The sequence below is a fragment of the Cypionkella sp. genome (assembly GCF_036782355.1).
Classification (GTDB): Bacteria; Pseudomonadota; Alphaproteobacteria; order Rhodobacterales; family Rhodobacteraceae; genus Cypionkella.
The window spans coordinates 1-11,546 of sequence record NZ_DAIPZF010000060.1; the positions used below are offsets into that span (position 1 = coordinate 1).

At 57.4% G+C, this 11,546-nt stretch carries 12 protein-coding genes; 5 read left to right on the plus strand and 7 right to left on the minus strand.

Annotated features, from left to right (window positions below; translation table 11 throughout):
- The 6 genes from V7Q10_RS15110 to V7Q10_RS15135 all read right to left on the minus strand — a co-directional run.
- Positions 1–415 (minus strand): calcium-binding protein (locus V7Q10_RS15110; RefSeq protein ID WP_333869968.1); only part of this gene is annotated, 415 nt, incomplete at its 3' end.
- Positions 415–741 (minus strand): hypothetical protein, encoded by a 327-nt coding sequence (locus V7Q10_RS15115; protein WP_333869969.1) that lies wholly within the window; start codon positions 739–741, stop codon positions 415–417. The genes V7Q10_RS15115 and V7Q10_RS15110, both read right to left, overlap by 1 nt.
- A gap of 643 nt (positions 742–1,384) precedes the next feature.
- Complete coding sequence (locus V7Q10_RS15120; RefSeq protein WP_333869970.1) at positions 1,385–2,176, minus strand: SDR family oxidoreductase; 792 nt, start codon at positions 2,174–2,176, stop codon at positions 1,385–1,387.
- A 30-nt stretch (positions 2,177–2,206) separates the two neighbouring features.
- Complete coding sequence (locus tag V7Q10_RS15125) at positions 2,207–3,700, minus strand: sugar ABC transporter ATP-binding protein (RefSeq protein ID WP_333869971.1); 1,494 nt, start codon at positions 3,698–3,700, stop codon at positions 2,207–2,209.
- 45 nt (positions 3,701–3,745) lie between these two features.
- Positions 3,746–4,690 (minus strand): substrate-binding domain-containing protein, encoded by a 945-nt coding sequence (locus tag V7Q10_RS15130; RefSeq protein ID WP_333869972.1) that lies wholly within the window; start codon positions 4,688–4,690, stop codon positions 3,746–3,748.
- Positions 4,691–4,800: 110 nt separating this feature from the next.
- Positions 4,801–5,784: an ABC transporter permease gene (locus V7Q10_RS15135; RefSeq protein WP_333869973.1), complete on the minus strand. Its 984-nt coding sequence runs from the start codon at positions 5,782–5,784 to the stop codon at positions 4,801–4,803.
- A 199-nt stretch (positions 5,785–5,983) separates the two neighbouring features.
- Here V7Q10_RS15135 and V7Q10_RS15140 point away from each other — a divergent pair, with 199 nt between their 5' ends.
- Genes V7Q10_RS15140 through V7Q10_RS15160 form a run of 5 tightly spaced genes read left to right on the plus strand, consistent with a single transcriptional unit; the run spans position 5,984 to position 11,041 of the window.
- Positions 5,984–6,805 carry a transketolase gene (locus V7Q10_RS15140; RefSeq protein WP_333869974.1) on the plus strand — a complete coding sequence of 274 codons (822 nt, stop codon included), beginning with the start codon at positions 5,984–5,986 and terminating at the stop codon, positions 6,803–6,805.
- Entirely contained in the window at positions 6,802–7,761 is a 960-nt protein-coding gene (locus tag V7Q10_RS15145) for a transketolase family protein (RefSeq protein ID WP_333869975.1), read from the plus strand. Before V7Q10_RS15140 ends, V7Q10_RS15145 begins: the two co-directional genes overlap by 4 nt.
- A 2-nt stretch (positions 7,762–7,763) precedes the next feature.
- Complete coding sequence (locus V7Q10_RS15150) at positions 7,764–9,227, plus strand: FGGY family carbohydrate kinase (protein ID WP_333869976.1); 1,464 nt, start codon at positions 7,764–7,766, stop codon at positions 9,225–9,227.
- Between the two features lie 36 nt (positions 9,228–9,263).
- Positions 9,264–10,235, plus strand: coding sequence for a sugar-binding transcriptional regulator (locus V7Q10_RS15155; RefSeq protein WP_333869977.1), 972 nt, complete (start codon positions 9,264–9,266; stop codon positions 10,233–10,235).
- Positions 10,236–10,258: 23 nt separating this feature from the next.
- Positions 10,259–11,041, plus strand: coding sequence for an SDR family oxidoreductase (locus tag V7Q10_RS15160; protein ID WP_333869978.1), 783 nt, complete (start codon positions 10,259–10,261; stop codon positions 11,039–11,041).
- 37 nt (positions 11,042–11,078) lie between these two features.
- Here V7Q10_RS15160 and V7Q10_RS15165 read toward each other — a convergent pair.
- The coding region (locus tag V7Q10_RS15165; RefSeq protein WP_442885883.1) for a hypothetical protein at positions 11,079–11,546 on the minus strand (468 nt) is incomplete at its 5' end.

The window sequence follows — 11,546 nt, forward strand, 5'->3', positions numbered from 1 at the left end:
AAAAGCGGTCATCGCCGCCGCCAGCGGCATACGGCCCCAGCGGATCGTCCGAGATAATATCGTTGCCGCTGCCGCCATAGGCCAAGTCATTGCCTAGGCCAGCCTCGATCAGGTCATTGCCCTCTTCGCCATAGATTGTATCCAGGCCATCGCCGCCGGCGCCAAAGTCGTCGCCCGAGCCAAGATAGAGGGTATCGTTCCCCTCGTTGCCACGCATATTATCATTGCCAGTTTCGCCATACAGCAGATCATCGCCAAGGTTCCCCTCGACATAATCATCGCCAGTGCCCGCTGCGATCGTGTCATTGCCCGCATTGCCGCGCAGATCGTCATTGCCATCCAGACCAAAGATCTGTTCGTTGGCCGCCGTGCCGGCGACGAAGTCATTGCCCGTGGTGCCATTCAGAGTTGTCATTAGTTCGCTCCTTGGTAGTCTGGTTGGGTGGCAATGACGCATGCGGGCACGAAACCAGCCGATTGCGCGCGCAAGTCTTGGTGGAAGATCGCAGTATGGGTGTAAGGGCCGTCAGGGGCGTCGGCGCCCCCGCCTGAGCGGGCGCGCAACGCGGCAACGCCAGTCATCACAGTCTTTTGTATGCTGCGGAAAAGCTTGGCGTGAGACACGCCGCCTGCGACAAAATCTTTGTCATTACCTTTAACAAACGCACCCAACTCGTACTCTCCCAGCAGCAGCAACAGGGGCGGCAAAACATGCCGCAGAAAAAGCTCGAATAGATCCAAAGCAAAAAGCCGGCTAATCTCCGCAAGGAGTTCAAGCCGACTCAGGTAGCCCCCACCACCTACACTTAAGTCTATACGCACACTCAGTTAAGCTAGTGTTTAGAGACCATCGAGTAAAGAAAATACTCAATAAACCAAGGTTAACAGGCCTCTGCGCCGCATAATATTAGCGACTTGCCGCGGCTTTGCCCTGCGCAAAATGCGTCGAATACGAGAACAATTTGACTCAAAGAAATGGATCGAATCCGTGTAAAACCTGAACAATTTCAGGGTATCTCTGCCTGCGGGCTCGAGCAATTGTTTCCGGCATTGCCCCAAATGGCGACAAACAGACCACCTTGCGGGAGAAAACTCTGGTCGGTTTGAGTCTGCTGGGCGCCGGCGTGCCGCTGAATCAATTTGTAAACAATCACCGAAAATTGCGGCAATTGATCCTAAATTGGAAACAAAGCCCGAATCATAGCTTGGCAACAGCCGGTTTGAACGATGCGCCAAGGCCTGTGCCGGCAAGCAGCCAAGCGGGCTTTGGCGAAGCAAACTTGAACGGTATATACGCCTAAAGACAGGCAGCAAAAGACTGCGCCGGCCGCTGTCAGGACAGGCGGCCGGCGCAGTCGTTAAAACTGTATCTGGGCCAGAGGCCTTACCAGCAGCAGAACCCGCCATCGACCAAAAGATCAACGCCAGTGCAATAAGAGGCGGCATCAGACAGCAAAAACACCGCAGGCCCGACCATCTCATTGACATCAGCCATCCGCTGCATCGGCGTTTGGCTCTCGAAATCCTTGGTTTGATGTACCATTTCCGGCCGCGTGTTCATCGGCGTTGCGGTATAGCCAGGCGAGATCGAGTTAACGCGAATGCCGCGATCCACCCATTCCATCGCCATCGATTTCGACATATGGATCACCCCCGCCTTCGAGGCGTTGTAATGCACTTGGTTCAACCCTCGATTGACGATCACCCCCGACATCGAGGCAATATTGACGATCGAGCCGCCCTTTCCATGCGCCAGCATCGCCCGCGCTTCGGCCTGACACGACAGCCAGACGCCCTTCATATTGATGTCCATCAGGGTCTGATATTGATCCTCGGCCATGTCCTCACAGGGATTGGCATTGGCGATGCCTGCGGCATTCACCGCCAGACGCAGCGGGCCAAGGTCGGCCTGCGTGCGCGCCACCGCTTCGGCCATCGCAGCAGCCGAGGTGACATCGGCCGAGAGTTGCAGCGATCTGCGCCCAGCTTGCGCAATAAAGCCCGCGGTTTCAGCAAGGCCGCTGTCGGTGCGCCTATCCACCAAGGCGACATCGGCGCCACATTGCGCAAGGCCTATAGCGATGCGTTGGCCAATACCGCTGCCTGCCCCCGTGACCAAGGCGATGCGGCCCGACAGATCGAACAGGCCAGGCGCGTTCAGCGAAATTTGAGACATAACACGTTCCTCTAAAGGGGTTTGTAGAGCTTACAGCGTGGCCAATTCCATGATCGAAACATCATTGGCCTCGCCCCGCGCCAAGATGCCCGATTGTTTGCCCTGCGCCATCACCATGACGCGGTTCGAGACGCCCAGAACCTCTTCCAGATCCGAGCTGACAACGATGACCGAGACCCCCTGGGCGGCAAGCCCCACGATGATGTCATAAATCGAGGCGCGCGCGCCCACATCAATGCCGCGCGTCGGCTCGTCCAGCACCACCACTTTTGGATTGCGTGCCAGCCATTTGGCAATGACCACCTTTTGCTGGTTGCCACCCGACATCTCATCGGCATTCTGATGGCTTTGGCCTTTGACACCAAATTTCGCGATATTGGCCTGAGCAAAACTGGCGACCCTGCGCGCGGTGATCCAGCCCGAAGGCGCGACCTCGTTCATATTGGCATAGGCGATATTATTGGCAATCGAGTGTTGCAGCACCAGGCCCTGCTGTTTGCGGTCTTCAGGCACCAGAACTATGCCATGGCGAATGGCGTCTTGCGGCTTGCGCGGGGTGATCTCGCTGCCGTTCAGCAAAACCTGACCACTGGCGATCGGATCGACGCCGGCAATGGCGCGCACAAGCTCGGTACGGCCTGCCCCGACCAGCCCCGCGATGCCAAAGATTTCACCCTTCTGAACCTTGAAATTGATCCCAGAAAAGCTGCCCAGCGCCGATGAGAGATCTTTGACCTCGAGCACCGTTTCTGGCTGCGGCATCGGAATCGCAGGGAACATGCGGTCCAGACTGCGGCCGACCATTGCCTCGACAATGCTGCGCACCGGCACATCCGCGCTGGCAAACTCTTGCACCTTTTCGCCATCACGCATCACGACAATGCGATCGGCGATACGTTTGATTTCTTCTAAGCGGTGCGAGATATAGATGATACCAACGCCATCGGCCTTAAGCTGTGCAATCTGCTCGAACAGTTTGGTGGTCTCGTCGCCACCCAGCGCCGCGGTAGGTTCGTCCAAGATCAGCAGGCGCGCGTTCAGCGTCAGCGCCTTTGCAATCTCGATCAGCTGTTGATTGGCGGTCGATAGCCCCGCCACCAGCCGGCGCGGCGAAACATCAAGCCCCAGCCGTTGCAGGCCAATCTCTGCGCGCTCTTCCATCGCCTTGCGGTCCACAATACCGGCTTTGGTAGGATAACGGCCCACAAAGATGTTCTCGGCAATCGACAGATGCGGCAAGAGCAGCAATTCTTGATGGATCATCCCGACCCCCGCCTCCAGCGCCTCACGCGGGGAGGCAGGGGCAAAGGGTGCGCCCTGCCAGCGCATCAGTCCCGAAGACGGGCGGACGGTGCCCGAAATAACATTCGAAACAGTAGATTTTCCGGCCCCATTTTCCCCCAGCAGGGCAACAACTTCGCCGGCGTAAACATCCAAATCAATGCCGTGCAGAACTTGAATAGGTCCATAGGACTTCTTGATGTCACGCAAAGAGAGAATTGGCAGTTTGCCGTCAGATGTCATTGCATCGCCTTTCGGATTATGGGACCGGACAGGGAAAGCCGAAGCTTAGGGGTGCTTTTCAACGAATTTCGCGGCATCCGCGCAGGTCGTCAGCACAGCATTCGGGATCTGGCGCGCTGGCACCGAAGCGCCATTTGCCACCGCAATCGCCGAGTTCACCGCAAGAACGCCCATCGCTTGCGTGCTTTGCGTTGCGGTTACGACGAAAGGCGTGTCGCAAGCCACCAGCGATTGCAGCGCAGCGCCGTCACCGTCATAGCCGCCGATGGTGATCTTATCCGCAAGACCAGCCACCTGAACCGCTTTGGCCGCGCCCATGGCAAGACCGTCAGCCTGACCAAAGATGATGGTGATATCTGGATGCGCCTGAAGCATGTTCTGGGCAATCTGGAAGCCTTCATCTGGCGACCACTGCTGGCTCCACTGCTGATCTACCAGCTCGACACCCGGATTTTCGTCAATCGCCATTTTGCAGCCCTCAAAGCGCTGCACCTCTGGCGTGGTGCCTTTTTGGCCGTGGATCACAACCATTTTGCCTTTACCGCCGGCCAAACCGATAATGTGGTTACAGACCTGATAGGCTGAATTGACGTTTTCGCCATAGATCACGGTATCGCCGGGCTCACCCTCTGGCTCGCGGTCAACGTTGATCACGGGGATGCCGGCTGCCCGCGCCAGACGAGTGGGAACGGTTGCAGCCGCTGCCCCTGCTGGGATGTAGATAAAGGCATCAATGCCTTGGGTGAGCAGATCTTGCACTTGGCTGACCTGAGTTGCGGTGTCATTTTTGGCGTCCACAACAATGACTTCGATGCCCAGCTTGGTGGCATAGCCTTCGACGCCAAGCTTGATCTGGTTGAAGAAGTCAGCTTGCAGGTTTGGCACGGCAAGACCGATCTTGGCCACACCGCCTACGCCTTCAGCCGTGGCAGATGTTGCAAAGGTTGCGATGGCGGTGGCTGCCATCAACTTTATGATATTTTTTTTCATGGTTTCTCCTCCTTATTGTTTGATCCGCACCGGTTGGTCTGGATCGCTGTTAGTCCGACCAATCGGACTATCTGGTAGGGGCACCCACAGGCTGCGCGCGCCCGAATGCTTTAAGCGCGGCGGTGCTTGAAGGTCTCGGCGGCAACCGCAAGGACGATGACAAGGCCGATGACAACGGCCTGCACAAAGGGCGAGACACTCAGCAGATTCAGACCGTTGCGCAGCACGCCGATGATCAAGACGCCGATCAAGGTGCCAACAACGCCGCCGGTTCCGCCGGAAAGGCTGGTGCCGCCGATGACCACGGCTGCGATGGCGTCCAGCTCATAGGCGACCCCCGAGCTTGGCTGCACCGCATCCAGGCGCGCGGCCAGCAAAATGCCCGCCAGCCCCGACAAAAGCGCGCAGACCGTATAGACCATCACGGTGGTTAATTTCACATTGATCCCCGCCAAGCGCGCCACTTCGGGATTGCCGCCGATGGCAAACAGCGAGCGGCCTTCTTCGCGAAAGCGCAGGAACAGAATTGCGACAACAAAAACCACGATCATGACCGCCACCGTCATCGTCAAAAAGCCAAACTGACGGATGATCGCCCCCATATTGAACCAGCTTGGAAAGCCGATAATCTGCGAGCCATTGGTGATCATATTGGCAACGCCGCGCGCAATCGACATCATGGCCAGAGTGGCGATAAAGGCTGGAACCTTGAATTCGGTGATCAAAAGTCCCGAGATCGCGCCGCAGAGGGCTGCCACCACCAAGGCGCCCAAAATCGCCGCTGTCATCGAATATCCGGCCTCGACGTTCAGATAGCCCAGCACCATCATCGCCAGCGCCAAGACAGAGCCAACCGACAAATCAATGCCGCCGATCAGGATCACAAACGTCATGCCAACCGCCATAATCCCCAGAACGGTGATCTGATCGGCGATATTCAGAAAATTGCGAAACGACAGAAAGGAATCGGTGGCGAAGGACAAAAATACGCAAAGCAAGATCAGCCCGATTAACGGCCCAGTCGCCCCACTTAACGAGAATATCTGCGAAAATCGCCCTGTCTCGCCAGCCTTGGATCTTGGTTTTGCCGTCATGGAACACTCCTCACTCGCACAGTACCGAATATTTATTCACACAAGATATAAAATGCATAAGCGATCCATTTAGCCCTGTCAACAGCGACGAAGTGCTGCGGCAAAAAATGTGAACGGGCCCCTTTCGTAGGGCCAGACTCGCTTGACAGTCTCCCGTTTGCATGTTTTCTTCTGGATGAATTTTTATACAGGAGCCAGAATGAATCCCCCGGAACTCCGCGTTATCGCCAACAAAATCAGACGCCGCGACCTTCAAGCCGTCTATGAAGCTGGTGCAGGGCATGTCGGTGGGGAAATGTCGGTCATCGACCTGCTGACAGCGCTTTATTTTCGCGTGCTGAATGTCGATGCCAAAGCGCCGATGAACCCCAAACGCGACCGTTTTGTGTTAAGCAAAGGCCATACCGCCTTGGCGCTTTACATCGTTTTGGCGGAAAAAGGCTTTCTGCCAAAAGAGGAAATCGCAACCTTTCTAAAGCCCTACTCGCGCCTGAACGGCCACCCAAATCGCACCAAAGTGCCAGGGGTCGAGACCAACACCGGCCCGCTTGGGCATGGCTTGCCAATTGCGGTTGGCATGGCGATGGCGGCGCGCTTGAATAACGAGACTTGGCGCACCTTTGCAATCACCGGCGACGGCGAGATGCAGGAGGGCTCGAACTGGGAAGCCATCATGTCTGCGGCGCATTACAAATTGGACAATCTGACGCTGATCATCGACCACAATCGCCTGCAACAGGGCGCGCGGCTGGCCGATACCAATGACATCGCGCCACTGCGCCCCAAGCTCGAGGCTTTTGGCTGGGCTGTTCAGGAAATTGATGGCCACGACATGGAGCAAATCTGCGCCGCATTGGCCACCGACAAGATCGTGGCGGGCAAGCCAAGCTGCATCGTTGCCCATACCAACAAGGGTCAGGGCATTTCCTTTATGTGCGATAATGTCGCATGGCATCACAAGGTGCCCAGTGAAGCACAATATAAGCAGGCCATGGCCGAACTTGAGGAGGCCGCAAAATGACCGCGACGCTTGATACCGCCACATTGCACGATTGTCGCGATGCCTTTGTCGCCACGCTGCAAGCGCTTGCCACCGAAAACCAAGACATCGTGGCTGTGGTCAACGATTCTGTCGGCTCGTCCAAGCTGGGCGGGTTCCGCGATGCCTTCCCGCAGCGGCTGATCAATGTTGGTATCGCCGAACAGAATATGGTCGGCGTTGGAGCAGGTCTGGCCAATGGCGGCAAGATTCCCTTTGTCTGCGCCGCAGCACCGTTTCTGACCGGCCGCGCGCTTGAGCAAATCAAGGCCGATGTTGCCTATTCCGAGGCCAATGTGAAGCTGGTTGGGATCAGTTCTGGGCTGGCCTATGGCGAATTGGGTGCGACACATCACTCGATTGAAGATTTTGCTTGGATCCGCGCTCTGCCGAATGTGCCGGTGATTGCACCTGCCGATCGGCATGAAACCATTGCCGCCGTAACATGGGCGGCAACGCATCAGGGCGGCTGTTTTCTGCGCCTCAGCCGCGTGGGCGTACCCGATCTTTTGCCTCCAGGCCATGTCTTTACGCTGGGGCGCGCCAATCTGCTGCGCGAAGGCTTGGATGTGACGCTGATCGCCAATGGCACTTTGACCCATCGCGCGCTGCGCGCAGCCGACTTGCTGGCCAAGCAAGGCATCTTTGCGCGGGTGTTGAATATGGCCTCTGTGCGCCCGATTGACACCAAGGCGATCATCGCCGCTGCGCAAGAGACCGGCGCTATTTTAACCTGTGAAGAACACACACTCTTTGGCGGCTTGGGCAGCGCTGTGGCCGAGGTTGTGGTAGATCACAGCCCAGTTCCGATGAAACGTCTGGGGGTTCCAGGCATTTTTGCCCCCACAGGGCCAGCGAATTTTCTGCTGGACGAATTTGGCATGTCGGTAGAGGCTATTGCAAAAAGCGCAGTCGAGTTGATACAGCGAAAGGCCTAAGCATGGCACAGCGGGTGATCTTGGCGATTGACGAAGGCACAACCAATTCCAAGGTGGTGCTGGTCGATGCTGGCGGCAAAATCATTGCCAGCGGCTCTGCACCGGTGCCGATCACCCATCCGCAATCGGGCTGGGTTCAGCAAGATGCCGAAGAGATTTGGGCTGCAACCAGCCATGCCATCGCCAGCTGTCTGCGCCAAGCGCCCAAAGTTCAAATCGTTGCAATCGGCATTTCCAACCAACGCGAGTCGATCCTAATCTGGGATCGCAAAACCGGTCAACCCTTGGGCCCTGTGGTGACATGGCAATGCAGGCGCACCGCTGCGGCTTGCGACGCGCTGCGCGACGCAGGCCATGAGGCAGGCGTTATCGCCAAGACCGGCCTGCCCTTGGACCCGATGTTTCCGCCCACCAAGGCGGCTTGGCTGATGCAACACCACGGCCAAGCTGCCAAAGACATCTGCATCGGCACGGTTGACAGTTGGCTGATCTGGAAGCTTTCAGGTGGCAAGGTACATGCTACCGATTGCTCGAATGCAGCGCGCACGCAACTGTTCAACCTTGCCAAAGGCAGATGGGATCCAGAACTTTGCCAGCTGTTTGGGGTCGAGATCGACTGCCTGCCAAAGGTCTGTGATTCCTCGCATATATTCGGAGAAACCTCTGGCCTAAGCGTCTTGGGCGACGGCATTCCTATCGCCTCGGCGATCGGAGATTCGCATGCAGCGCTGTTTGGCCATGGGGCTTTTGCCAGCGGTGACGGCAAGATCACTTTTGGCACGGGGTCGTCGGTGATGACCACGATTGCACAATTCACCCCACCACCACAGGGCATCACAACCACCATCGCATGGTCGATCCAAGGCCAGCCGACCTTTGCCTTTGAAGGTAATATCCTTGTCAGCGCCGCGATCTTTCCTTGGACGGCAAAACTGCTGGGGCTGGCGGGTGTCGAGGCGCTGCTGGATCTGGCGCAAAGCGTAGCGGATGCAGGCGGCGTCAGTCTGGTGCCGGCGCATGTCGGTCTTGGCGCGCCACATTGGGATAGCCATGCGCGTGGCCTGATCAGCGGTCTGTCCTTTACCACGCAGCCGGCCCATATCGCGCGGGCAGCCGCCGATAGCCTCGCGCATCAGACCGCCGATATCTACGATTTTATAACCGAAGCGGGGTCGGATCTGGGGCGGATTTTCGTCGATGGTGGCCCAAGCACCAACCCATTCTTGATGCAGCTTGTCGCCGATACGCTTTCGCATGCCGTGACCCCCTGCCGCAACAGCGAAGCCTCGGCGATTGGTGCTGCACATCTTGCCGGCCTTGCAACCGGCTTTTGGCCTGACCTCGGGGCTTTGACCGCTTTGGCCGCGCATGGCACCCCCTATCAGCCCCATCTGCCAGAGCCGCTGCGGGATCCCTTAAGACGGGTTTGGCGTGAAGCCGTTGCGCGCGCAACGCTTCACCTATAGTGAATATATATTCACACAGCCTCGAAGGTGCCCAGCATGTCTCGCCTGAATGAACTTAGAATGATCGCGCGCGTCGCTCAGATGTACCATGTCGAAAATCAGCGGCAGGCCGATATCGCCAAGCATCTGCGGATGTCACAGGCTACTGTGTCGCGGATGCTAAAGCGCGCGCAAGACGAAGGCATGGTGCGCACGACAGTGGTCTCGCCTTCGGGAACCTATGCCGAGCTGGAGGCGGGGCTTCGCGCGCGCTATGGCATCGCCGAGGCGATTGTTGTGGAATGTTCAGAAGACCGCGAAGGCGCAATCATGGCGCGTATCGGTGAGGCCGCGGCACATTTTCTAGAAGTGACGCTGCAACCGGGCGAGGTGATTGGCGTCTCAAGCTGGTCCGAGACGATCTTAAAGATGGTAGACAACATTCACCCGATGAAGGCCGGCAAGGCAAAGCAGGTGGTGCAAACGCTGGGCGGCATGGGCGATCCTGCGGTGCAAATCCACGCAAATCAGCTGACGACACGGCTTGCCAAGCTGACAGGCGCCGAGGCGCATCTGCTGACAGCCCCGGGCGTCGCGCAATCGCGCGAGGCCAAGCTGGTGCTGCTGAGTGACACCTATGTGCGCCAAACCATGGAGCTTTTCAGCAAGGTCACGCTGGCTGTTGTTGGCATTGGCGCGATGGAACCCTCGGGCATGCTGTCGCGCAGCGGCAATGTATTCACCTCGCGCGAGATTGCAGAAGTCACCAATGCAGGCGGCGTCGGCGACATTGGACTGCGTTTTTTTGACGCCGAGGGCAGGCCTGTCACAACCCCTATGGATGAACGCGTGATCGGCATGAGCCTTTCCGAGCTTGGCAAAACCAGCCGCGTCATGGCACTGGCCGGTGGGCCCAGTAAGACCTTTGCCATCAGGGGCGCGCTGCGCACTGGCGTGATTGATCTTTTGGTCACTGATAAATTTACAGCCGAGCGTCTGCTGACCCCCGACGCAAATTTTTCAACATAGGATTCAACGGAGGAGCAGACCTTATGGCGCGATTTGCAGATAAAACCGTGGTGATCACGGGCGGCAACAAGGGCATCGGCTTGGCGATTGCGACGCGGTTTGCGGCAGAGGGCGCAAGTCTAGTGATCGCCTCGGTCGAAGACCAAGTGCATGAGGCCGCCACCGCCTTGCAGGCCATGGGTGTCAAGGCCAAGGGCTTTGTCTGCGATGTCTCGAAAGCAGATCAGGTCAAAGCCCTATATGGCTTTGCCACCGCGAGCTTTGGGGGAGTCGATATCTCGATCCAAAACGCCGGCATCATCACCATCGCCAAGGTCGAAGATCTGACCGAACAGGAATGGGATGCGACGATGGATATCAACACCAAGGGTGTGTTTTTGTGCTGCCAAGAGGCAATACGCGCGATGCGTGCCTCGGGCAAAGGCGGGCGACTGATCAACACCGCTTCGGGGCAAGCCCGCGACGGCTTTATCTACACACCGCATTACGCGGCCTCGAAATTTGGCGTGATGGGCCTAACCCAAAGCCTTGCCAAAGAGGTCGCCTTAGACGGGATCACGGTCAACGCCATCTGCCCCGGCATCATCAAAACCGATATGTGGGATTATAACGACCGCGTGTGGGGCAAGATGTTGGGCGATTTCGCGCCCGGCGCGTTGATGGAAAGCTGGGTGCAAAACATCCCGATGCGTCGTGCCGGTGAAGGCAGCGATGTGGCGGGCCTGGTGGCATTTTTAGCCAGCGCTGACGCCAGCTATATCACCGGCCAAACCATCAACGTCGATGGCGGCCTGATTATGTCTTAGCACGGCTAGACGGATCAACGCTGCGCCAGAAATGCGTCTAACCGCCATTGCCAAAAAACCCTGTTGTGGTGGGAATTGTCGGCGTGGGCGCTGCAACAGCAGCGGCTTTAGGCCGCGGCGCAGAGACAGCCAATGGCTTTGCCTTTGGCAACACAATAGCAGCAGCTGTTTTAAGCTTCTCAACCGCCTGATTTGGCGCAAGCAGTTCGGCCCGAAGCCCGTCCATCTTAGCAGATGCGGCCTTAAGCTTTGCAGTAAAATCAGCATCCGAGATATCATGAGACAGCGCGGCCTCACGCAAAACCTGCAAAGCCGCCTCGGCCTCGGCCAAATCTGACTGCCCCTGTTTCCGATCGACTGATAGCGCGCCCAATTCAACCACAAGCGCAGATTTTGCCGATTGAAGTTCGGCAACAAGACTTGAAAGCTGCGCCTTTTCCAATTCGCTCGCAGCCAATAACCCAACTAGATCCGCATCTTTTTGGGCTATCCTGTCGCGCAAAAG

Coding starts and splice junctions, on each gene's coding strand:
- V7Q10_RS15140 (WP_333869974.1), top strand. CDS start 5,984: ATGAATCCCCCGGAACTCCGCGTTATCGCCAACAAAATCAGACGCCGC.
- V7Q10_RS15135 (WP_333869973.1), bottom strand. CDS start 5,784: ATGACGGCAAAACCAAGATCCAAGGCTGGCGAGACAGGGCGATTTTCG.
- V7Q10_RS15145 (WP_333869975.1), top strand. CDS start 6,802: ATGACCGCGACGCTTGATACCGCCACATTGCACGATTGTCGCGATGCC.
- V7Q10_RS15150 (WP_333869976.1), top strand. CDS start 7,764: ATGGCACAGCGGGTGATCTTGGCGATTGACGAAGGCACAACCAATTCC.
- V7Q10_RS15155 (WP_333869977.1), top strand. CDS start 9,264: ATGTCTCGCCTGAATGAACTTAGAATGATCGCGCGCGTCGCTCAGATG.
- V7Q10_RS15125 (WP_333869971.1), bottom strand. CDS start 3,700: ATGACATCTGACGGCAAACTGCCAATTCTCTCTTTGCGTGACATCAAG.
- V7Q10_RS15130 (WP_333869972.1), bottom strand. CDS start 4,690: ATGAAAAAAAATATCATAAAGTTGATGGCAGCCACCGCCATCGCAACC.
- V7Q10_RS15120 (WP_333869970.1), bottom strand. CDS start 2,176: ATGTCTCAAATTTCGCTGAACGCGCCTGGCCTGTTCGATCTGTCGGGC.
- V7Q10_RS15160 (WP_333869978.1), top strand. CDS start 10,259: ATGGCGCGATTTGCAGATAAAACCGTGGTGATCACGGGCGGCAACAAG.